Here is a 23,057-nt window from a genome sequence, read left to right on the forward strand (position 1 = left end):
CAAAAAAAGACAAAAAAATAGCAGGTTTTTTTTCATAGTAGCGATATTGTTCTGAAGTGCACCTTGACAATTGTACTTCGTAACAAGTTACTATATTTTTCGTATCTTAGAAATATGGACTTACCAAAAGAATTTTTTGATATCACTATTGCAATCGGTCTTGTTGCTATAGGTTTGGCTATAGTCGCTTACCTAACTAGAAATAGTAGGAATTTCAGAAGCAGTAGAAACAGAAAAGCAAGGAAACAGCATCATTTTTAAGCGGCTAAATCTACAGACGAAAACCAGCAGGGAAATAGCTTTTCATTATTTGTATGGCACGTAATTCGACCATTCCCAAGGCGTAAATTTATCTGCAATACTATACTCCAAAAGTTCTTTATAGATACTTTCACCATTGTCGGAATTGGTCATGATTAAGATTCCTTTACCTGTTTCTGGGAATAGAATTGAATAATGTTGAAATCCGTCTCCGTGCCCACCTTTGGAAACTGCTTTTCCGTATGGTGTTTTCAAATAGACCCATCCCAACCCATAACTTAGATTGATGGCATCGTATTTATTCGTGGTTAATTTAGCATCGGGACCGAAATTCTTTACCGATTTAATTCGAATCTGCGGACTAAAGATTTCGTCATAAGATTCTTTGGTAAGAAGTTTTTGGTTGAGAACCCCCGTTAAAAATTTAATATAATCACTGGCCGTGGTTTCCAAAGTACTTCCACCTCTGGGTTCATTATCGGTATCTTTGTGATAGGTTTTCCCGGCCTTGGTATGTCCGAAAGCAAAATCATTTTGAAACCTTGATTGCCATTCGTATGAGGAGTTCTTCATTTGCAGGGGTTTAAAAATAATTTCCTGAGCAAGTTCTTCCAATCCTTTTCCAGTTATCTTTTCGAGAACCACTTGTAGATAAACAAACCCTTCACCGCTGTAGCTATATTTTGTTCCTGGAATATCATGGACTTTCAATTTTTTGTCCGGTTCAATAAATCTCCAGTTGGCAAACCCAGAAGTATGAGCCAAACACATTCTTGCCGTTATCTTATGGTATAGACTATCTTGTTTTAGGTCTGAATAATCATCATGCCAGCGTGTTTGTGGGGCGTACTCATACATTTTTTTTGGTAAGTACGATTCGAGAGGCGTATCCAAATCAATGATGTTATCCTCCACCAATTTCATGACCAGTATGCTGAATACCGCTTTACTAAGTGAAGCCCCATAAATATTTGTTGAATCGGTGAAAACCAATTTTTTCGTAAAATCTTTATAACCGCTGATATTTTGATATACAGGTTGATTAGAATTGAATACAGCAACTGCCATTCCTTGTACATTGGCGGCCTTTGTTAATTGTTTGATTTTTTCAGTCAACGAATCCTTTGAAACCATACTGCCGTCTAGTCGCTCTATGGTTTGTACTTCATTCGCAGAACAACTAAAAATCAATAAGAAGACAACTAAAAGACTGGCTTGCGAAGCCCTATTTGACTTCGCGCTTAAAAAAGGTATGGCCAATGGGTAATAGCATTTATCTTTTTGAATCACATAAACGATATTGAAGATTACGATGGCGACGCAAATAGGTACCGTCAGAATGAAAATAAAGAAGCCCCATTTCTCAATGGTCACCAAGCATATAAAAGATGCAATGGCAAGGAGCAAGGCTGTAATTTGAAAGTTAATTACTTTAACACCATGCTTATTATAAATGGGATTATCATCTCTTTTATGAATCCAAAGAAAAAGGGGAATCAGTACATTGCAAGGAGGTAGAAAAAGTCCTAAAATAGGGGTTGCATGTAGCAGGAGTAGCCATTTTTTCTTGATGGTTTCTTCCTTCGGGTTATTTAGGGGGAGTAATTGGTCAACCTCAATATCCAAGGCAACTGCTAGTAATTTTATAGTGTTTAGGTGTGGGTTGGCAACTTCTTCATTTTCTATCCGCTGTATGGTACGAACAGTGACGTTGGTTTCATGGGATAGCTTTTCTTGTGAAAAGCCTTTCAGTTTTCTATGATAAATTAGTCTTTCGGCAAGTGATTGATTGTCCACGGATTTCGTTTTTTATGTTTGAAACAAATGTATCCAATACCGCCTTCTTTTTACACGACATTTAGATGTCATGTTACTGTCATTGTCAATAAATCAAGTGTTTACAGTCAATAAAAGAGCTCTAGAGCCACTCCCACGTGGATATAGTTTTGGGCATAGGTTTTTGTTCAGACTATGCTACTATGTATGGCATTAGCAAGATGCCGTCGCCAGCTAGGGTCTAAGTTGCTGGTGAAACTAGTTTTCAACAGCAGAATAATTCTTTGAATTTTCTTCAATGGTTTTCTTAAGACTAGTAAGATTTGTTTCTTCTTGCGTTTTGAGAGCACTTGACATCAGAGCCATCATAGATTTTGAGACCATCCCATTTCCGATGGCCTTAGTACTTGAACTAATTTTTGTTTTTCCATCAACGGACTTCATGGCGAGTGTATAATCCATATCCATAAAGTCTGATGTAAATGTCATCGATACAGATTCGTCAGGTACGATTTCGGTAATAGTTTCTCGAATGGTCATCTCCTGCCCATCAGTAATAAAATATACATCTGATACCGCACCTACGGTATTGGGTGTACCACTTACATGTTCAAATTTTTGAAATCCTTCTAACCACTGCGATAGTTTTTCTTCATCTTGGCTAACCGCCCAAGATTCAGCTAATGGCTTGTCGACTAGTATTTCGCATTCATAAGACTGTTCTGATTTGATGACCCCTAAAAGGAAAAACCCGATAACCAAAATGGCTACAATGCCAAGGATGTATTTTAAAATTTTCATAAGTATAATCTTATAGGTTGTTGATCTTGCTGTTTCGATTCAAATGTAGGGGCTACTGTATTAAAATAACCACCTGCTAGATTCAATGGATTGAATAGCAACAAGTTACTAAATTTATCGAATAGTTGTGAGTAGCAAACTATGGATAGCTGTTTTTTGGTCACACGTCAAGTACTGGCGTAAGCGGGGGACTCTCTTTTTTTAATCAGAATTGATTGTAGCTTCGTTTTTTAATATTGCTTCGATTTCAGCTTGCAGTTCTTTCTCGGCATTAACGATATCCATAATGGTCATCATCAACATTTCTTTCTTTATACTATCCGTATTTTCGATGTTTTGAAGTAAAAAATCCATTTGTCTTTCTAGTCTCATATTCAGATTTTCTTTTCTTTCCTGAATATCAGCTAAAGCTGATAGTTTCTCGTAGGCCACCAGTTCAATCTTGGAATTGGCAATAGCATTCCACGAATTGGTTTTTATACTTGGTCCATGAACTCCATTAGATTTTGTAATGATATTGTAGATTGAAACTTCTTCATCGTTCAAATACCTTTGTATGCTATCAACAGATGTCAGTTGCTTTGGGATTACTCGCGCTATATCTGCAAGGCTTTCTTCCAATTCCTTTTCGATGGATGAAAATATTTGATTCAGATACGCCCTATCTTTTCTATCCTGATTCCAATTATTGATAAATAAGGCAATCAAAATTCCAATGATTACCGATATAATTTCCCTAATAAATTGCTTCATTCCTTAGTTTGTGTTGGGTTTTAGTCTGCTTCCAAGATAGTATATATTTTTCATGCTGACCAATGGCGCTAGTTGCTCTTGTCCACCTTTTTTATTGGAAACTAGCAGTGGCGAGGACTTGTTTTACTCCTCTAATTGTTTCAGTTTATCGATTGCATGCTGATTTTCAGGATTTAATTCCAATGACCTCTTGAAGTTAGCAATAGCATTTTCAAAATCCTGGTTGTAAAAATATGCCAGGGCTAAACTATCATATAGATTTGCAGATTTAGGGTAGAGATGTACAGCCAATAAAAAGACATTTATACCTTGCTCCATCTTTCCGGCATTAAAAGCTAGTCGAAGGCCAAGTCTGTTTAGCATAGCTTCTTCAAGCTCGAGTGTTGGATGTTTCGTTACTGTTTTTTCGTATAAGGAGATTAAATCTCGATGACCCTGATGTAGAGCCAAATCCTTGAAGTCTTTATAGTCAAACGCTGGCCTAAGTGCCTTTTTCATTTTTTTCGAAATCAGGTTTTCGGAAATATTGTTTCTATCGGGGCTGTTTTCAATGAATTGCTTTGCGCCCTCCTCATTTTTCAAAGTAGCATTTAAGAATTGTAAGGTGTATTCAGAAAGTAGCTTATAGGATGCCATAATTTCAGCATCACTTTTATCTTGTCTTTTATCCCTGTATGAAAATAAAACACCAACAGTACCAAAATGAGAATGTGTTAGGTCGTGAAATTTGTAACTGTAGGCATTAGTATAATTTAAAGAATCATACAGCTGGAATTTGTAATTTAACTCAGCAGGTATTTTATCATTCGTAAGTACTTCTTCAGGAATATCTTTTTGAGCAAAATGGATATAGGGAATATTCAACCAGTCTAAGTCAAAGTAAGGTGATTTCTCTAGTACTGTATAATTATATCTTTCAGTGCCATCTAAGCTTACTAGGGCACTTATGTTTTTGTTTTTCATAACCGTTATGGCATTGGAAAGTCCGCCAAAACTAAAGCCCATTAGCGCTATTCTATCGTAGTCTATGTATTGGTATTTATAAATCTCTTTTAAAAGAAATTCTACATCTCTAGATTGAGTTTCCATATCCTTTGTAGTTCCTCCTTCGAACCACCTTGTCTCTGTTCCTCTTGAAGGGCTTGATATCACTACAAAACCATTACTTGCCAAAAATTCGAATAAGGCAAAATTTTCAATTGATGAGGCTTGATAACTTGGTGCGTAGACTACGACTGGAAATTTCCCTTCTAAAAAATCGGCATCGGACAAAGCATTTACCTTTTCAGACAAATGGGCTCTGTTTTGCGGTGTATCACCTAAGTCAGGAAACCAATCTAACAATAACTCGTTTGGTAAGTTTTTCGATTCTTCTTCCTCCTTTAAAATTTCTAAATAGTCCAATACAGCTAATGGCGCAGGAGTACTGTTTTCAAGTTCAGCGGGATACCAAATACTAATAGGAATTGGCCTATGTACGAGTTTGTTATTAAAATCATTTTCAATTCGATAGCGTCTTGTGCTATCGATTGTAGTATAATGTTTAAAACCAACACTATACCCTCCGTTTTTTAGGTTTATTTCTTTTAATGAGGTCTGGCCATTTACTGAATATATTTGAAGAAATAGTAAAACTAGTAAAGTTCTTATTCGCATTATTTTAGATGTATGTGTTCAAATGTAAAGATTCATTGATTCAATACGCAACGTCTTTAATTTAAAGACGTTGAATGTTTTGAAAACGTTGCCTGAGTTTTAAGTTTTATTCGATTTTCAGTTTGTTGCTAATACAGCACCTAGTATCGAATTACCCTATTTCTTGAATCCATGTAACGGATATTAATGGCTTACTGTATCCGCCACTAGTTGCAAACTAGCTGTAGCGGGAGATTCGACCGGTGTCCATCAAAAGCAAGGATAACTTTTTTTCCATACGCTGTGCGAACGAATCGTCTAGAAAACTTTCGTATTTCATAATTCTGTGCTGTATTTCAGTACCGCCTTTGAACACTTCTACACGGCACATATACTTCTTATCTTCGAATGTGTCGTAAGCCTCAACTTTTATAAGCCCTAGGCCATACTTGCGAAATCGGTATTGCAGTAGTTTTTTTAGTAATATTTCTTGTCGGATCAGGTTCATTTGCTGTATGTTCTAATAAGGTATTTTATAACGTATCCAACCACATTCAGGTAGGTCATATTGGCTCACATCGATAATCGTTTCAACACCCTTTTGCGGATACTTGTATTTTAGGCTTGTAATACCTTCGTTCGTTTCTAAGAAGAACAGGTTGATTCTACGGGGTTTATGAAGTTTCCTTCGCCAACATTCGCGCTCTAGTTCTGGCTCTCCAATATCTAGGAGTAGTTTTTTGATGGCGTACCTGTCGTTGTTTCTATAAATGATCTTCATTTGGAAATATTCCTAAAAAATGGAAATATTCCAAATATAGGAATCCGTTTTGATATATTTTAAACTTTAACAATTTTCAGTAAATTGTCTCTATAGAAAGTGACATGTGTTATAGTACAAGAACAACAAAAAAAATAGGGGAGCTTGAAGATTATTATGAAGTTGAGCGCCTTTTAGGGGAAACTATAGATAGCGAAACCGAGCTTATTCATAATCATGCCAACGGTTGGGCCCACCCGAATATGTGGATTCTACCACAACAAAGAAAAGGCTTTGTGATACCCTCCAAATGGGGTATTATGCCCGCTACATCATTAGGTGCTGAGTTTAAAGACTATTTCGCAAAAAATAGAGGCGCCTTTGGTGGATTAAACCTGCGTTGCGAGGATATTTTTAAGAACTATATGTACGAGGATAACATCTATACAAAAAGATGTGTCATTCCAGTGGATGGATTTTTTGAACCGCATACGACAGCGGTAAAAGTTAAGGGAAAACCCTTCAAGGTTCCGTTTTATTTTAAAAGAGCTGATGATAAACCGATGAGCTTAGCGGGCATCTACAATGTGACCAATGACAAGATGGTGACCTTTAGCATCTTCACCAATAAAGCAACGCCCTTGTTTGAAGATATACACAACCAACCTAGTAACAAGCATGGTGATTTCCGAAGACCGGTAGTACTGCAAGAGGGAGATGTCGAATATTGGTTGGAAGACGGACTCGATAAAGAAGAAATCGTCGATATTATGGACAATGGCTTAGAGGATGCTTATTTCGACACTTGGCCCATTAGTAAAGACCTTCATAAACGAAATGGGGAAGGGGATAGACCTGATATTATCGATAAGGTGGAATACGAAGAAATTGAAATTAGGTACTAGACTCAGAAAAGTCTTCTTTAGCGACTAAATTCATCTGAAATTAAGATAGCGTAAAAATCACCTTGGAACTCCCGATGGTAATCGGGAGTTTGCCAAAGTGAGGGGGAACTAAGCCTGGGCCTCGTTGGTAAAATTTGGGTTTCTGATTGGTTCAATTTCATCTTTGAAAGCCCTAGCTTTCTTCGATTGAACATAGGTCACCAAAAGGATAACAATACAAACAACAGCAGAAGCTCCGTTTCCACTATTGACTGCCAAGTGCGCAAAGCAACCCAAAATAAAGTTCATGAAAAAACCTGCATAAACCCATTCTACTAAGAATTGATCTCTATTGAAAACAATTAGAATCAATCCGATGATTTGCGCTACACCTAATAGATGAATGAGATAAACAGGATAACCTAGTGATTGAAAAGTGGCAACCACAGTATCATAGTTGATAATTGAGTTTACAACTGAGCCAATAATGGCTGTGGCAAAAATAAAAAGACAAATACGGAAAATTAGTTTGTTAGATTTCATAATTGTAAGGGTTAAGTTGCAGCTAAACTACAACCGGTTTTGGATATTATGGAGCGTGCCTAGACCGATGACCGTTTTCTATAGGTGAATGAAAAGGAATTGCGGTTGAAGATTTTATGATAATGCACGCTGTAGGACTAACCTACTGTAAACTGGAAGTTTCGGGTGGGTAGCACGTGGCTTATAGTTTTGGGTCACCGGTCACAGAAAAGTGCTAGCGGGGGTGTGAGTTGAATGAGCACTAAAGTATAGAGGTTAAACAAAAAAGACAGCCTTAGCAGGGGCTGTCTTTTTATTGAATTAAGTACTTATCTAAAGTACCATGTGCGAATGTTAAAGATATTACGAATTATCTTGAACTGATGCTTTAGGAGCGTTCTTTTTTATCGAAGCTATTCCTTTCGACATTGCCGAAGTACTAGAATACATTTCACTACTGCCAATTACTTGACCGTTTGTAGCTTTTAAACTAAAATAAGGTGAACCATCCTTCGCCTTTTTTCTTTCGAACATTTTATCATCCTTGGAATTCTTTCTTACAGATTCGATTCCGTTCTCGCAGGCAGATTTTGTTGCATAACCTTGACTACTTAAGATAACTTGATGATTACCAGCTTTAAGATTAAACCTAAACTTTCCGGCTTTATCTTTATTAATTTCGAATTTACCCATATTGATTTATGTTTTATAGTTTTCTACTTAACTCATAATCAATAAACTTATTTCATTTAAGGTCATAAAAATACAGACCTAACGGGTGTTTTGCTCGCACAAGCCGGGTTTTCGCTACCGCCAGTTTGCTACTGGTGGCCAGCATGAGTGAGAACTGATAGTGTTTTAATTAAAAGAGGTGGCTTACTGTTGTGTTAGCTTCTTGCGGCTTACTGTTGCCGCCACTAGATGCAAACTAACGGTAGCAGGGGAAGCATCACTTAAATTTGTGGAGTAGTTTATCTTCGGTATCAAGGGTGCCATGCGCATCTGCGTCTGTCAGACAGCCATCCATTGCACTCACTCTTGTTATTTGCCTTCCCTGTCGAAATACCAATTTGAGACCATGCTCATCTTCCCAACCGCATCTACAATTAATTTCTAAGTAAATATCCTGGTCTCTGTGGGGTCTTCTCGAAAGATTTATACCACCATGCCGCATGGGTTTCACGTGCTTCCAAATTTCGTTTTGGTCTTTCATATCGATAAAAACTTGGTCTGAAGGGCGTAGTACAATCTGATTCAGAAAGTCCATACAGTTTTTATGTACGAGATGCGAAATGGACGCTCTATCTTCTATTGATTTTTGCAAGAAGGCTTTCACAGCTTGGTCTGCTTCTTCAATAAATTTCGGGTCTTCTTCAGGAAGAAACTCCCCATAATTTATTTGCATTTTTTTATGGTCAAAAAACGGAATTTCAATGGGTACACTTCCCCACCAACCGGCAATTTGCCCCTTTTGTTTTAATTCGCCGAGTATGTCGCTTTTTATGGTTCTCATTTTTTAGCTTTTTGGCAAGCCCGAAGCTTCTGGGGTAGATAGCAACAAGTTACTGTATTTCTTTAAAGGGTTGGTAGCTTACTGTTGCTTACTTACTGTTGCCGTCCCTAGTTGCAAAGCGGTAGCGTAGGGTTATTTTTTCAGCCCTTCTATAATTGCACTTTTAATTTCTTTATAATGATAGGTTACGAAATACGCCCCGCTAGTAACCAAGTAAATTTTGTTTTCGTCCCTCAACCACATAATTCCGCCTTTACTCACGCAGACCTGAATTCTATTATGTTGTAAACTATCTAGTGTGCTCATAAAATCAGTTGCACAACTTTCACTTTCAAATTCCCACTCCCGAAATTCAATTTGCCATTTACCCTCCCATTTTGAAGTAATTAAATCAGAGCACTTGACCTTTGTAATCAGGTCAAAATCCAATTCTGATAACCTTTCAAGCTTTTCGTAATCAGCACATTTTTCAAATTGTGTAACAAAATCTTGGTTGGGCTTATTGCTAGTAGTGTAAGAATCTGTTTTAGGTTGAAACTCTAATTCCAAATTCAAGGAAGCCAATGCATTCGCAAACGCATCTTGACCAAATGAAATAGAACAATTTCCGATTAGTATAAGTATCAGTAAACAGTTTCTCATAATGTATGGTAACGGTGAATGATAAGAGTAGTAGTCACGAAGGAGTTAATACTTCTTATCTATTGTTATCATCTTTTTCAATTTTACCTGAAGCAGTTACTTTATCGGTATATAAAATATGTGTGTACTGATTTTGTTCTTCAGGAAATTTCTCACACAAGAACATTTCGTGAGAAAGTGTGGTATTATAAATGTTTTCTTCTCTATCAATATCTCGAATTTTTATTCCTGTGCCGTCGTTATTGAACATACTACCTTCACTGAATGCATGGTGAATTGACATGATTTTTTTTGAATCGAAATTGGTGGTATCTTTTAACAAGTATCCTGCAATTCTTTCTTTATCAAAAAGAGGTGTAATTGAATTATGTACATTTCCTGTTAGCGTAACTATTTTGCTGTCAGGGTGTGTATTACGTATGTCACGTATTTCCATATACATAGATGAATCTCTGGGTGAGGATGGGTAATAATTATCAATGAATTTTAGAATGATTTTTTCATTTTGGATGCTATTGTAGATTAAATCAAGCATTGATACACCATTTCTACCATCAAAATTTTCTCTGCGAAAGAAATCCAATTCTTTTAATTGGGCAATTGACATCTCATTTGACAAGTTTTCCATCTGTGAAGCACGGATTTCTAAGGCTAAGACAACTTTTTTTTCAGATTCAGTTATAAGGTTACATAGACCATAGACAAATTCGGCGGGCTCTTTTGTCCCATGCATTTCTCCAACCATTATTATGTCGTAATCAGATATCTCCTTATAAACCTGCTGATTCAATTTTGAAATATCATTAATTGGAATTGCATTTTCTTTTAAAAAGTCAACTGGGGTAGTCACTTCTTTTTCTCCGCATGATATACACAATAAAAGTAATAAGTAATTCAGCTTTTTCATGTTTAATTCTTTCAAGGATGATAACAATTATAAATAGTAACAAGTTACTATATTTCTTTCTACACTTTTCTAGGGATACCGTTGTGCCCACTAATTGCAAACTACTGGTAGCGGGGGCGCCAGCGGGGTACTAAGAATTCTTTTTCTCAAGCATTTTCATTAGTGTCAGAACACTTTCTGCATTCATCGTGTTAAAAGTTTTACCCAATTCATCTAAGTCCTTTTGTTCCGCTTTCCGTATTCCGAGTTTTTCACAGACGTTATCAATTAAATCGATGTCATCTAAGTCCCAAAGGCAGTAATTTTCATAAATATTATCTTCAGGATACATTGTAAAGTTTTCAATTCCGATTATTTTTTTGGTCTCGTCATAATAGGCCTCTATATGTTTTTTTTCAAATCCCTTTTCAGCTAATTGTTCTATATATGCCTCTTTCTTTAATTGTGGCCTATTTTTATTGTGATCTAGTACTTTCTTTCGCTCTGTTTCATTTCGATTATTTAAATAGAGAAGGTATATAACTATGAATATTCCACCAAAGAAAATCGCTGCTTCCATAAATAGCTCAGTTCATGTATAACATAACAAGTTACTACATTTCTTTAAAGGGTTGGCAGCTTAATGTTACCGCCACTAGTTGCAAACTAGCGGTGGCGGGGGTAGATAGCAACAAGTTACTGTATTTCTTTAAAGGGTAGCTTACTGTTGCTTACTTACTGTTGCCGTCCCTAGTTGCAAAGCGGTAGCGGGGTATTTCTTATTTCATTTCACTTAATAGCTCATTAAAAGATTCGGATTCGATTTTTTCTATTAAATTTTCTACTTTAGTAGAATCAAGGTAAGTACTGCCTTTAAACTTTTGTACCATAACGGTGTCCATTTCTCTCAGCTGAAATTTCAAGGAGTTTATTTCGTCATAGAAATAAGATTTTTCTTCATTTATTTTTTTTAAAAAACCTTTGAAATTATTTATAGTTACAAATGATATGTAATTTAATTTTTCCTTAGTATAAAACGCTTTGCGTGCTTCTTGTTTCGACTCTATATATTCAGCTGTCATATTCCTACCTAATGCAATAGTAGATTCTTCTTTTAGAGGGTCTAAATAGATTCTATGATATTCAACATTTTTTTTATTCAAAAAGTTTAAATATGACAACTCGATTATTATTTCTCTCTCAAAGAATGATATTGCATTGGACTTTTGTAGCTCTTGATTTAGCATATAATTAAACAATTGAACTCTTTGTTCTTGAGTGGCAAAATAAATTGAATCATTAACATATGTTCCATGTTTAAAGCTTGGACTTTTTATTCTTGATTTATTTTCATCTGAGTAGATAGAACGAAATTGATCTTCAAGAAAAAATCTTTTGGTTGAAAGTTCTCTTTCTTCAATAACCTCATCTTTTTCATATTGACGTTTATATATGGATATATTTAGAAACATCTTTAAAGAAATGCTTAAATTTCTAGCAATACCTTTGTTTTTATTTTCGATAATTATTTCTAAATCATCATTAATCTCATTTTCCTGGGAACTTAATAAAGATTTGTAGATTTTATATTCAGGATGATAATTTGCATAATCCATCGAGATTTGTCGCTTATATAGATTATTTGAATTTGTTGCTAGAATTAACGCCATAACAGAGAGTAAAATTGATGCTACTGTAGTAAACCAAATCTCATTGTTTTGTAGAAATTTTTTGAACTTGTTTTTCTTTTTGCCCATTCAGATTCCAATTGTAATTTTTCTATAAACCTCTTTCTAAGGTTGATGCTACGAGCAAGATGCTCACGGTAGCGGGGAAAGCATGTTGTTTTATTTTTGTCCTGTTATTTTCTTTTGTAACAGAGATACTTTGTCGCCACTTAAGTTCGGAATTATACTACTTGTTTTATGCTCAGTAGTATATTTCAAGGCAAGTTCTTTGACTATTCCAATCTTAACCAAGTTTTCAACGAAATCTTTGTTATTAACCAATTTGGAATGTGCGATTGCTTTAATACTTTTAAGGTTAGCAATAAAAGATTGAAACAGATTAATTGGAATTTCTGGTGATTCTGCAGTGGCCTCCATATTAAAGGAAAGTGTCAAAGCTTCAATAAGGTCGTCGGTGGCATTTGGATATTCTCTTCTTGGATAGTAATTATTAAATGTTTGCTCAACGAAAGCAAGTTCTAATTCTTCATCGAATTTATTATTTCCTTGTAATGTTTTTAAAATGAAATCATGAAAGTGAGTGCTCTCTGTTTTACTATAAATTACGGAAAACACTTCTGTTGTCTTTTCTAATTCTTCACTCCAACCTATTTTTTTTAATAAATCATCGAAATCATTAATTATAAATGAATCTAGCTTATCTAATTGTTCGTTAGTTATCCCTGACTGACAGTAACTTTCTAAATTACTTAAGTAAGAATATAAACCGTCAGAATCTCGATAATTAATAATTGATTTTAAAGTATTTTCTGTGTTTATCGCCTTAAGGTTTTTATCAATGTTTTCAGGCTTTTTACCTTCCTGGCCGTAATAGCTATTAATCATAAACCCAATGGCAGCAAGACTTAGACCCGAAAATTGAACAATTGGTCCCCAAACATTCCAATTAATCTTACCGAACTTCCAAAGAAGTAAAAATATAATTGCTTGAATAAAAATAATTAGACCAAATGGTAAGATTAAACTATTCATTTTCATAGATTATTTAAATAAGGATTATCTCTAGCAATATAACTAAACAAAAGAAATAAAATCGTACAAATACCGACGAAAGCCTGTTATAAAAAGGTCAGTAACTAATAGAAGTTATAAGTGTTAAGTTTTAAGTAGGTGTGCAGAATTTACAATTGCGATTGCATCAACTTTTTTATATCGTTTGTTTTATAAAGCTGTGCCCGCATAAAAGTATAACAAGAGGTAAACCGCTCATTCTCAGAAAGCCCCCCAAACAAAGATTCTAGTTGAATAAAAGCTAATGAGTTATTGGCAGTTTCTTTCGCCGCATCATGCAGTTTACCTTGCATGGCGTCTATAATTTCTAAAGGCTGCCCGTTTTGGTTTACTTTTTTATCACTATAATAACACCAAGCGGCTAGAACCAGGGTGGCGAATTTGATGCTTCCGCCTGTGGCTAGATTTTCATGAATGGTAGCGATTAAAAACTTGGGCAATTTGGCCGAGCTTTCCGAACAAATACGGCTAACGCTGTCTTTGATATTGGGGTTGGCAAAACGTTCGATAAGGCCGTTTTTGTAGTCCGTCAAATTAATGCCTTTGATGTCTCCTAAAACTGGAGTGGCTTCTTCATCTAGAAAGGTGCGCAAGTAGTTGGCAAAAAGTTCATCTTCTACGCAGGCATTGATGGTCGGGTGCCCGTGAAGGGCGCCTAAAAGTCCCAATACCGAGTGCCCTGCATTCAATAAGCGCAATTTCATTTTTTCATAGGGCCCGACATCAGGTACGAATTGTACGCCTACTTTTTCGAAGTCCGGTCTGCCATTCGGGAATTTATCTTCGACCACCCATTGTATAAAAGGTTCGCAGGTGACGGGCCAGGCATCTTGTACACCAAAGTTTTGGGCTAGGGTTTCGATATCTGCGGGAGTGGTAACAGGCGTAATACGGTCGACCATACTATTGGGGAAGCTGACTTCTTTGGCTATCCAATTTGCCAATTCTTGGTCTTGTGCTTCGGCGAAGGTGAGTAGCATCTTGCGCGCCATGTCTCCGTTGTGTTCGATATTATCGCAGGACATGATGGTGAAGGCAGGGAGTCCTGCATCGCGGCGTCTTTGTAGGGCCGCGGCTAGAAATCCGTATACGGTAATCGGGTCATTCGGGTGACGGAGTTCGTGTTGTATATCTGGGTTGTCAAAATTGAATTCTCCCGTGGTAGGGTTGAAATTGTAGCCGCCTTCGGTAATGGTTAGCGATACTATCTTAGTATTGGCTTCTGCCATTTGGGCGATAACCGATTCGGAGTCCGTAGTGCCCATTTTGAAATCTACAATAGACCCTATGACTTCGGGTTCAATTTTTCCGTCTGGGTTTTTGACCATCAAAGTATAGAGGTGGTCTTGTGCTTTGAGCACCTCATGTATATTTTTATCCGCTTCGCGTAAACCAATTCCGATAATATTCCATTTGGTGGCAGTACCGCCTTGTTTTAATTGATGCAAGTAATAAGCGAGGTGCGCTCTATGAAATCCCCCAACACCAATATGAACGATGTTTGCTGTGCCTGTTGTCCGATTGTAGTTCGGTACGGGAATATGGTTTCCGATGGCTGCTAAGTTGTCCTGATTGAGTTGTAGTGTGTTCTCCATCCTTATGCTACCGTGTTTGTTTTCCCTCGTTAGAGTGCCCAATAGGCGAGTACGAAATAAATGATGGTACAAACGAATCCATAGGTATAAAAGAGTTCGCGGTTGGCAACATAATCGGCTTCCGTAGCACTTCCGAACATCACGTTACAAGCCAAGACCAAAGTGGCTGCCAAAGCGGAGATGGCGATGAATTTTAATCCCTTTGACAACATGGAGACATCCTTTGGAATAACGGTTTCCTCCTTTGCTTGCTGTTCTTGAAAACGTTCAATAGTTTCTTGTCTGACTTCCTCGGCTTTAGCTTCCTCCGCATAAGTCTCTTTCGCACCATATTTTGAAGCGAGCAGCGTATACACCGCGATGGTAAAAAACCAAGTCGGGATAAACAGGTAATAAAAGGAAATCACATCCAAGGCATTCAGTCCGAAACCGAAAACCAAGCCCAAGGCCCAAGACGCAACGGCAGGCATGCTAAAGGTCAGTTTGCGGTACGAAGACCAATAGCGCGTAAAGCCAATTCTCGGGAAAATCTGATGCTCTGCAAAGACAATCGCCCCAACGGGAACGACCAACAAACCTGCATAAGTTAGTAGCGGCAGTATTTGTGAAAATACAAAGGGGAAACAGGCGATAGCAACCGTCACTAGACCGACCACTATGGTGTTCTTCTTTCGGGAATGTTTATTAAAAATCGCTTGTGCGGCCAAGCCTGCTCTGTACAAATTCGTAATCGCAGTGGTCCAACCTGCCACAATAACAATGACAAAGCCCGACCAACCAAGGGCGTAATAAGCAACATCTCCTGGGTCGAGTTCAACAATCGATTTTCCTAAAATGACGGCGGCACCTGCACCCATGATTCCGGCAGCTATCCATGCGACATAGTGACCGAACATCATACCCGTACTGGTGGCATAGCCGTAGTTCTTCTTTTTGGCAAAACGCAAAAGGGCCATATCAATCAATCCGAAATGTGTAATGGTATTGGCGGCCCAACCGAAGCCGATGACTTCGACCAATCCGATTCCGGGCTCGCCGTCGCTGTTGATTCCGGTCCAGATGGATTGGTCACCAAGGGTCATAAAATCGGCCCATCCAGCAGGTAGAGTTTTATCCAACACATCCAAAGACAAAGCGGGGAGGAGCACCATAGCGCCACTCGTAAACATCACAAAAAGCCAAGGCGCACAGATGCCAGAAAATTCAGAAACCGCATTAAACCCGTAGAGCGCAATGGAAACCACAACGATGCCCACGGCCAAAACAATCAAAATAAACCAGGCATTGGTAGGGTACCAATTCAGTTGCGCAGGAATATCAAAGGCAAAACGAACCGCGGTCGAAGAGACTGTTATCATCGCCGCCGAAATCACCGAAAAGATGATGACATTGGCCCAGTTGTACAATTGGGTCATCGAATCGCCTGCAATCTTATTCAGATAGGTATAAAGGCTCAAGCGTGTATCAACGGCAATAGGGGAAGTTATAAAGCGCCAGCTTAATACGGCTAGAATGTTACCGATTAAGAGACCTAGGATAATGTCCATCGTCTTGGCACCAAGTGCGACGAAGGTGGCCCCGATGACAAACTCCGTCGCCGCTACGTGTTCGGCAGCGTAGAGTCCGGCGAAATGCGTCCAATCGTGTAATTTGTGCTTGGCTACTGGTAATTGTTCTTCTTCGAGGTTTTTGAGGTGGTCGAATTCGTTGGAGGTACTCATAGGGTCGGCTGGTTTATTAGCGATTGCCTAATATACTGATAATTTGATTTTTTAGAATTTTGGAATGTAAGTTTATGGATTTGTTTACCTCAATTGCCGAACGAATGTTACAAAATATTCATAAGAAGAAATACTTAGCCTTTCTTGTCCACCACAAATTTTGGCAAGAAATAGTTTAAGTAAACAATCATAGCTGCATAAGTGAACACTAGGGTAGGAACGTTTGAATTGAAACCTAGGTCAAATTCTGGTATCCCCAATAATTCTCTAAAAGATGTGGTTGCAATCGACAGCATAAAAATAATTCCGAATGCAAACAAGCCTATGATAGCTGCTTTATTCTTTGAAGTACGTTGCACCCCGTTTTCAGCATCTTGTTTGAAGAAATACCAAAGCATAACAATACAGAAAACAATCTCAATAGCTATAGCTAAATAAACATTTGTAGCATAAAGACCAAGTGCGATATTTTGTGTCTCTGCACCAAATATGTGGTGCGGATGGCCTGAAAAAATATCTAATATAAAATGGCTCGCCACTATTAAAACACCTGCAATACCAATTTTATTACTCATAAATACTGCTTTTCCTACGAGAAATATGATTACCAACCAAAGTATTTGCGGTAGTAAATCGTGGCTATACAACATGTCTACGGTCATATTGCTTAAGGTTGTATCAAACACGTCATTTGGCCCTGTATATTCTAATCCTAAAAAGTGTAGCATAAACCACAATAGATCTTGAAGCTGCGAAGCAATTAAGAAATATAATAAGGTTCCTTTAGGGAATTTTTGATATGCCACTAAGGCGGCGGTATAATGGCCTGCTAACATAATTTCGTTATTTTTACTTTACTTATTCAAGTGAAAATACATATTACTTTAATAAGTAAAGTAATTTTTAGTCAAAAGTTATCATGAAAAAATTTAGGTCTTCTTGCCTTATTGCCTCTTGTTTAGATTTAATAGGCGATAAATGGTCATTGCTTATCATTCGGGATATGCTTATGCATCATAAGAAAACTTTCAAAGAATTCGTAGCTTCTGACGAAGGGATAGCATCGAATCTATTATCCTCTCGCTTAAAAATGTTAGAATCACTTCATATAATCACCAAAAGAAAATTACCTGCCAATAAAAAGGAAAACATCTATTTGCTTACAGAGAAAGGCATGGATTTGGCACCGATGATTTTAGAAATTGTACGTTGGAGTGATAAACATGTGCGAGAGCAGCATCCTGATATGAATAGCTATGAACCTGGTTCTAACTCGATTTTGGCGGAACGTGTTCAAAAGGAATACAGCGTATTTGCAAGTCAAATTATGGATGGGTCTTAGTTATTCTGCAAACACTTCATAATGTATGACGCTTTCAGGAAATTGCGTCAGATAGTTTTTGTCTTCGGGATAATATTTGGCTTTTTCAAAGTCGTTTCTGGCAAAATTTTTAATAAGCTCAATATTTTTCCAAAACGTAATTAATTTGAAGTAGGCATACTTGGTATCTGTTCGCTTTAAAAAGGTAAGCTTTACAAATCCGTCTGCTTTATATTAGTCGGGTATTGCTCTTTCTTTCATGAAAGCTGTATATGCTGCTAAGTGTTCAATTTTTGTTCTTCCTTCCCAGATTCTTGCTATCTTTTTAATTTGAGGTTTAGGTGTTAACTGTTACCCAGTCTATTTTTCCTATAAAAATCGTAAAAAGAATACACGGCAATCGCCGCCCAAACAGCCCTGTAGGTCCAAATGTCAACTTCCATTCCGAAAATTGCGGCTTGAGTTTGGTTTACAATAAATCCGTAGATGAGATTAGCTACCGCTAAAATTCCGATGATTAGAGATATGTATTTATTCATGTGTTTCTGTTTGGTAGGACATTGGGTGAAGATAAGTAATTGCCTTATTTGTTATATTCAATCGCTACAATATGTCAAACCTAATCATAACGGTTTAGGAATGTATTTTTAGCCTTCGTGGTTTTGAGTTGACAATTAATGAATCAATCCGAAACACTTTCCGAAAGTTTTTTAGCCATCCTAAAATAGCGTGAAGCCTTTCTATTCTTTTGCAATGCCGTGTAGACATCTCCTAGTCCATTCAGAGGAATTTCAGAGCTCGGGTGTTTTTCGATTAAGAGCGTATATAGATTAATTGCTTTATCATATTGTTTGTTATCCAAGCAAAAGGCTGCAATTGAAGACGCCCTATTTAAGGTCAATCGGCTAATAAAACCCGTTTTTTCAAACTTAGTAAACATAAGGTCAAACTGCTCATAATCATTTGCCCGTATGGCATTCCTTGTTAAGCTAAACATGGTCCAATCAGATAATTCATTTGGAAATTCGAACCGCGTAGCTCTTTTTTTATAATAGTCATAGACATAGGATAAGCCCCCAGCTTTTGAGAATTCGGCCAGCGTATTGAATTGTAATTCGGGATAGTAGTCAAAATATGCGGTAATGCCATGATAAAGTGTTGTGAACGGCGTAGACCGATGTTCCTCTCCCTCCAATTCCTTATACGTCCAGTTAATGGTCTTTGGAGCCTTGTTGGTTAAAAGAGTATTAAGTTCAGCTGTTCCTTTCTTTACAACACCTTCATTTGTGCCTGATGTAAAATAGAGTAGTTTATCAAAATTGGGATTTTCTTTGAAAAGACTATCCACCTTATTGATTTTTTCTTCAACGGGAAAAGGACTCGCTGCTATATATACATCAAATAAATCGGGCTCTTTAGTCAAGGTTTCTATGACAAAGCCACCAGCATAGGCCCAACCAAATAACATTCGTGTTTTTGTTGTTCTGAAATCGGTATCGATATAATTGATTACTTCTTTTTTTAGGTGTTCTAAATATTGATGGGAATTAACACTGTAATTTCTATTTCTATCCGAAGGATTTTTTGAGACACCAACTATAATGAATTCAGATGTTTGTTTGAATTCAACAAACGATTTTTGAAGACTTACCCCGTGTAAAAAATAGCGTTGGCCATCCAAAATATAGAGCACAGGATATTCTATTTCTGAATCTGCATACCCATCTGGCAGAAAGATTTCAAGCGCTCTTTCATCATTTAGTATTTTAGAATGCATTGTGAGTGAAAGGCCAATAGCATTATCCTTCAAGATATTTTGCGCCTTGGATTTGATGCACAAAAAGCAAAGGAGAGCGAATATTAGTATTCTTGTATTCATTTCATACATAAATTGAAGCATTGATAACGGCGTACACCGGAATCATACAATTTATAAAATCTAAACATAACCCTAGAATCAGGGATGTTAATACAATGATAATTTTATAGTTTCGTAAGCGTTTTAATATACCACTATGAATCAAGCTCTTTTCTTTAAAACAATTCTTTTCTTCGGATTACTATGGATTTGTAGTAGCAGCGCAATAGCCCAAACTCCCGCTCCGGATTTAGATTCTATTACCGAAGATTCCTATCGACGTATGTTGGGCCGGCAGGAAGGGGAACAAGGCGATATGGTTTACCCAAACTTCGTAGCTCCCGATTACGATACTAGTTTGGAAATCTACACCGTTGCTGATGTGCCGAGTCCAAGAGGTACTGGAATCATAGGTTCAATTTCGGATCCAAAGGACATCATTGATTTTGCATCAGAGCAGCGTATCAATGAACTTTTGTATGAGCTTGAGCAAAAATCGTCGGTGGAAGTAGCGGTGGTTATGCTACCGAGCATAGGGCAGGATGTTCCGAAAAGTTTTGCGGTGGATTTGTTTAACGAATGGAAAATAGGGAAGGCCGATACGGACAATGGTCTCCTAATCTTAACCGTAATGGACCAACGCCGTACCGAATTCGAGGTAGGTTATGGACTTGAAGGTATTTTGACCGATGTCGTTTGTTATCGGATTGGAGTGAATGAAATTGTTCCCTATTTCAAACAAGGAAATTTTGGAGGCGGTATTGAAAGTGCGGTGCTTCGGGTCAAAGAATTTCTGGAGAATCCTGAAACCATTGATGAAGTATACGGCTATAGTGTAGTGCATGAAGAACAGGAGTTTGAGTGGCAATGGTATCATTTTTTGCTGATTTTATACGGGGCTATTTGCCTGATTATGGGATTCTGGTATTTTGGACAAGCCTTTGATATTCAACTTTCCAAAGATGATTATTATGACAAGTACCATCGACTACATAAGTTAAAATTCGGCTGTACAGATATACTTTTTCCGTTACCTATGTTATTCTTTGCCCGAATGGCTAAGAGCCGTTTAGAGAAATACCGATATGCGTCTCGTTTTAGTAAAAAGAATGGAAAGCCAATGACCTTATTGACCAATTATGATGAAATCGATTATTTAGAAGAAGTACAGTTACTGGAAGAAGAACTGAAATCGATTCTGTATGATGTGTGGATAACTGAGGATAGAAGCGATATCATGATTTTGGAGTATGAAGGTCCCAATGGACGTAAATATTCCGATTGCAAGGAATGCGGATATAAAACCTTTGGAAAAATCAACTCTTTAATATTGGTCTTTGCCACGTATGACCGCGGTGGTACTCGAATTGATAAATATGAGTGTCGGAATTGTAATTATAAAGAGGAAAAAGAAGTACAAACTCCGCAAAAATCCCGACCTAGTGAATCATCATCTTCTTCAGGGTCTTCTTTTTCTTCGTCATCGAGTAGTAGTTCCTCTTCCAGTTTTGGTGGAGGAAGTTCCGGTGGTGGGGGTGCAGGGGTTAGTTGGTAAAAATGATTCCTACGGAATGCAAATTCCATAAAATAAATTCCAATTGTACTGTCACATCGAGCGGAGTAGAGATGCTTCTTATCATGAAGCTCATTCTCACCTCGGCTTTAATTGAAAGTATTGTTTTAATCAATACCCTCTAGCCTTTTGAATAGGAGCATAAAGTTCTGGAAAGATTTCATCAAGCTTAAAATGCGTAGCTAATTCTGGAAATTTTGTTCTCAGTTCTCTCTCCCTTAGGATTGTAGAATCTTTAAGTTCATCAGCAATTCGCATGGCTCTAAATAATCGTAAAGTGAATTCTTTATATGATTCGGTAACCATAGGTTTACCGCAGCTTATAAATATGGCCTGATTTACTTTTTGTTCATATTTCAAAGCACAAAAATCCATGCTACTCTTTTGATGGGCAATCTTGGCATTTTGCCAATCTATCGCTTCTTTACTGTGGAGTATTTCTTGTTTCAGTTCCGCTAATCGCAGGGAGTCCAGTTGTTGCGGATACCCCATCAGACTTGTTACTAACAGAAAAAGAGAAATGCAGATTTTCATGGGTAGCTTTTGAAAATAGCATCAAAGTTTGTTCCAAGAAATGAGTGGTGCTGATAGGAATACTTTTTCTGTCACATAGAGCGGAGTCGAGATGTTTCCTACTAAGAGGTTCCTTCTCGACTCCGCTCGAACTGACAGTATTGGTTATTTATAGATTGGCTGCCAACCAATTCCCAACTTCTGAAGTTTTATAGGCTTTTCCACCTTCGGAAAGGTCTTCAGTAACAATACCTTCGGCCAAAGATTTATTAACTACATCACGAATTGCTTTAGCTTCGTCCGATAAATCCATATCCTCAAAAAGCATAGCCGCTGATAGAACCGTGGCTAAGGGATTTGCAATGTCCTTGCCAGCCGCTTGCGGATACGAACCGTGAATTGGCTCATAAAGCGAAACCTTGCTTCCTACAGACGAAGATGGCATCAAGCCCATAGAGCCCGAAATTACAGAAGCTTCATCCGTCAATATATCTCCGAAAAGGTTTGCCGTAATCATTACATCGTATGCGCTTGGCCATTGTACCAATCGCATGGCAACAGCATCTACGAACTCGTAGGATACTTCAACTTCTGGATAGTCTTTTTCCATCGCCTGAACTGTTTCTCTCCACAAACGTGAGGATTCCAATACATTGGCCTTGTCAACACAGCACAATTTCTTAGAACGCTTCATAGCCATTTTGAATCCTTTCTCAGCCAAGCGTTGAATTTCGTGACGCTCATAAGTCATGGTATCGTAGGCGGTATTGTCACCATCTTTTCTGCCTCTTTCACCAAAGTAAATACCTCCCGTGAGTTCACGAAGGATAATTAAGTCGGTACCTTCTATGCGCTCTCTTTTTAAGGGAGATTTATCGATTAATGAAGGAAATGTAAACGTAGGACGCACATTGGCAAATAAGCCCAATTTCTGACGCATTTTCAACAATCCCTGCTCCGGGCGAACTTTCGCCGAAGGGTCATTATCAAATCTGGGGTGACCGATTGCCCCGAAAAGCACGGCATCCGCATTTGCGCAAACTTCATGTGTAGAATCCGGATAAGGTTCTCCCACCGCATCAATGGCCGCAGCACCAGTTAAGGCAGGTTGCCATGTAATTTCATGATTGTATTTTTCGGCAATTGCATCAACGACTTTGACTGCTTGAGCAGTTACTTCTGGTCCGATTCCGTCTCCAGCTAAAAGGGCAATGTTTAGTTTCATATTTTTCGCTGCGCGAAAACGCAGTACGCTTATCGCTTATCGCAATTCGCTACTCGTAT

24 protein-coding genes are annotated in these 23,057 nt (G+C 37.7%); 3 read left to right on the top strand and 21 right to left on the bottom strand.

The features are described 5' to 3' along the window. Nucleotides 1-306 precede the first annotated feature (306 nt). From FEE95_RS11740 to FEE95_RS11765, 6 genes are all read right to left on the bottom strand, one after another. Nucleotides 307-2,058 (bottom strand): serine hydrolase, encoded by a 1,752-nt coding sequence (locus tag FEE95_RS11740; protein ID WP_138658137.1) that lies wholly within the window; start codon nucleotides 2,056-2,058, stop codon nucleotides 307-309. Nucleotides 2,059-2,295: 237 nt separating this feature from the next. Then, entirely contained in the window at nucleotides 2,296-2,838 is a 543-nt protein-coding gene (locus FEE95_RS11745) for an SRPBCC family protein (RefSeq protein ID WP_138658138.1), read from the bottom strand. Nucleotides 2,839-3,039: 201 nt separating this feature from the next. Further along, nucleotides 3,040-3,591, bottom strand: a complete 552-nt coding sequence (locus FEE95_RS11750) for a hypothetical protein (protein ID WP_138658139.1) — start codon at nucleotides 3,589-3,591, stop codon at nucleotides 3,040-3,042. A gap of 123 nt (nucleotides 3,592-3,714) precedes the next feature. Next, nucleotides 3,715-5,247, bottom strand: coding sequence for a tetratricopeptide repeat protein (locus FEE95_RS11755; RefSeq protein ID WP_138658140.1), 1,533 nt, complete (start codon nucleotides 5,245-5,247; stop codon nucleotides 3,715-3,717). 217 nt (nucleotides 5,248-5,464) lie between these two features. Further along, nucleotides 5,465-5,734, bottom strand: coding sequence for a hypothetical protein (locus FEE95_RS11760; protein WP_138658141.1), 270 nt, complete (start codon nucleotides 5,732-5,734; stop codon nucleotides 5,465-5,467). A 12-nt stretch (nucleotides 5,735-5,746) separates the two neighbouring features. Beyond that, nucleotides 5,747-6,007 carry a hypothetical protein gene (locus FEE95_RS11765; RefSeq protein WP_138658142.1) on the bottom strand — a complete coding sequence of 87 codons (261 nt, stop codon included), beginning with the start codon at nucleotides 6,005-6,007 and terminating at the stop codon, nucleotides 5,747-5,749. Nucleotides 6,008-6,111: 104 nt separating this feature from the next. Between FEE95_RS11765 and FEE95_RS11770 the strand changes: the two genes are divergently transcribed. Next, nucleotides 6,112-6,891: an SOS response-associated peptidase gene (locus tag FEE95_RS11770; RefSeq protein WP_138658143.1), complete on the top strand. Its 780-nt coding sequence runs from the start codon at nucleotides 6,112-6,114 to the stop codon at nucleotides 6,889-6,891. A 108-nt stretch (nucleotides 6,892-6,999) separates the two neighbouring features. Here FEE95_RS11770 and FEE95_RS11775 read toward each other — a convergent pair whose 3' ends face one another. The 11 genes from FEE95_RS11775 to FEE95_RS11825 all read right to left on the bottom strand — a co-directional run bounded on the left by FEE95_RS11775 (nucleotide 7,000) and on the right by FEE95_RS11825 (nucleotide 17,344). After that, on the bottom strand, nucleotides 7,000-7,413 hold the full coding sequence (locus FEE95_RS11775) for a DoxX family protein (RefSeq protein ID WP_138658144.1): 414 nt from the start codon (nucleotides 7,411-7,413) through the stop codon (nucleotides 7,000-7,002). A gap of 342 nt (nucleotides 7,414-7,755) precedes the next feature. Continuing rightward, a complete protein-coding gene (locus FEE95_RS11780) occupies nucleotides 7,756-8,085 on the bottom strand; it encodes a YegP family protein (protein ID WP_138658145.1) in 330 nt (109 codons plus the stop codon). A 256-nt stretch (nucleotides 8,086-8,341) separates the two neighbouring features. Next, nucleotides 8,342-8,905: a DUF6985 domain-containing protein gene (locus FEE95_RS11785; protein ID WP_238474565.1), complete on the bottom strand. Its 564-nt coding sequence runs from the start codon at nucleotides 8,903-8,905 to the stop codon at nucleotides 8,342-8,344. 132 nt (nucleotides 8,906-9,037) lie between these two features. After that, nucleotides 9,038-9,547 carry a hypothetical protein gene (locus FEE95_RS11790; RefSeq protein ID WP_138658146.1) on the bottom strand — a complete coding sequence of 170 codons (510 nt, stop codon included), beginning with the start codon at nucleotides 9,545-9,547 and terminating at the stop codon, nucleotides 9,038-9,040. A 55-nt stretch (nucleotides 9,548-9,602) separates the two neighbouring features. Then, nucleotides 9,603-10,454, bottom strand: a complete 852-nt coding sequence (locus FEE95_RS11795) for a hypothetical protein (RefSeq protein ID WP_138658147.1) — start codon at nucleotides 10,452-10,454, stop codon at nucleotides 9,603-9,605. A gap of 130 nt (nucleotides 10,455-10,584) precedes the next feature. Beyond that, nucleotides 10,585-11,013, bottom strand: a complete 429-nt coding sequence (locus FEE95_RS11800) for a hypothetical protein (RefSeq protein ID WP_138658148.1) — start codon at nucleotides 11,011-11,013, stop codon at nucleotides 10,585-10,587. A gap of 199 nt (nucleotides 11,014-11,212) precedes the next feature. After that, nucleotides 11,213-12,190, bottom strand: coding sequence for a hypothetical protein (locus tag FEE95_RS11805; RefSeq protein WP_138658149.1), 978 nt, complete (start codon nucleotides 12,188-12,190; stop codon nucleotides 11,213-11,215). A gap of 90 nt (nucleotides 12,191-12,280) precedes the next feature. Continuing rightward, nucleotides 12,281-13,153, bottom strand: coding sequence for a hypothetical protein (locus FEE95_RS11810; protein ID WP_138658150.1), 873 nt, complete (start codon nucleotides 13,151-13,153; stop codon nucleotides 12,281-12,283). A 149-nt stretch (nucleotides 13,154-13,302) separates the two neighbouring features. Next, nucleotides 13,303-14,787: a mannitol dehydrogenase family protein gene (locus FEE95_RS11815; RefSeq protein ID WP_138658151.1), complete on the bottom strand. Its 1,485-nt coding sequence runs from the start codon at nucleotides 14,785-14,787 to the stop codon at nucleotides 13,303-13,305. Between the two features lie 29 nt (nucleotides 14,788-14,816). Then, nucleotides 14,817-16,334 carry a purine-cytosine permease family protein gene (locus FEE95_RS11820; RefSeq protein WP_212748431.1) on the bottom strand — a complete coding sequence of 506 codons (1,518 nt, stop codon included), beginning with the start codon at nucleotides 16,332-16,334 and terminating at the stop codon, nucleotides 14,817-14,819. A gap of 308 nt (nucleotides 16,335-16,642) precedes the next feature. After that, nucleotides 16,643-17,344, bottom strand: a complete 702-nt coding sequence (locus tag FEE95_RS11825; RefSeq protein WP_138658153.1) for a hypothetical protein — start codon at nucleotides 17,342-17,344, stop codon at nucleotides 16,643-16,645. Between the two features lie 83 nt (nucleotides 17,345-17,427). Here FEE95_RS11825 and FEE95_RS11830 point away from each other — a divergent pair, with 83 nt between their 5' ends. After that, nucleotides 17,428-17,850: a winged helix-turn-helix transcriptional regulator gene (locus FEE95_RS11830; RefSeq protein WP_238474566.1), complete on the top strand. Its 423-nt coding sequence runs from the start codon at nucleotides 17,428-17,430 to the stop codon at nucleotides 17,848-17,850. Between the two features lie 323 nt (nucleotides 17,851-18,173). Here FEE95_RS11830 and FEE95_RS11835 read toward each other — a convergent pair whose 3' ends face one another. Continuing rightward, complete coding sequence (locus FEE95_RS11835) at nucleotides 18,174-18,368, bottom strand: hypothetical protein (RefSeq protein WP_138658155.1); 195 nt, start codon at nucleotides 18,366-18,368, stop codon at nucleotides 18,174-18,176. Between the two features lie 143 nt (nucleotides 18,369-18,511). Next, the gene (locus FEE95_RS11840; protein WP_171037037.1) at nucleotides 18,512-19,708 is read right to left on the bottom strand and encodes an alpha/beta hydrolase-fold protein; all 1,197 of its coding nucleotides are present in this window, start codon (nucleotides 19,706-19,708) and stop codon (nucleotides 18,512-18,514) included. Between the two features lie 136 nt (nucleotides 19,709-19,844). Between FEE95_RS11840 and FEE95_RS11845 the strand changes: the two genes are divergently transcribed. After that, on the top strand, nucleotides 19,845-21,242 hold the full coding sequence (locus tag FEE95_RS11845) for a TPM domain-containing protein (protein ID WP_138658157.1): 1,398 nt from the start codon (nucleotides 19,845-19,847) through the stop codon (nucleotides 21,240-21,242). Between the two features lie 129 nt (nucleotides 21,243-21,371). Here FEE95_RS11845 and FEE95_RS11850 read toward each other — a convergent pair whose 3' ends face one another. Further along, nucleotides 21,372-21,794, bottom strand: coding sequence for a hypothetical protein (locus FEE95_RS11850; protein WP_138658158.1), 423 nt, complete (start codon nucleotides 21,792-21,794; stop codon nucleotides 21,372-21,374). Nucleotides 21,795-21,942: 148 nt separating this feature from the next. Further along, on the bottom strand, nucleotides 21,943-22,998 hold the full coding sequence (leuB, locus tag FEE95_RS11855; protein WP_138658159.1) for a 3-isopropylmalate dehydrogenase: 1,056 nt from the start codon (nucleotides 22,996-22,998) through the stop codon (nucleotides 21,943-21,945). Nucleotides 22,999-23,057: the final 59 nt, after the last annotated feature.

The organism is Maribacter algarum (ex Zhang et al. 2020) (genome assembly GCF_005885635.1).
In the GTDB taxonomy this organism is placed as follows: domain Bacteria; phylum Bacteroidota; class Bacteroidia; order Flavobacteriales; family Flavobacteriaceae; genus Maribacter_C; species Maribacter_C algarum.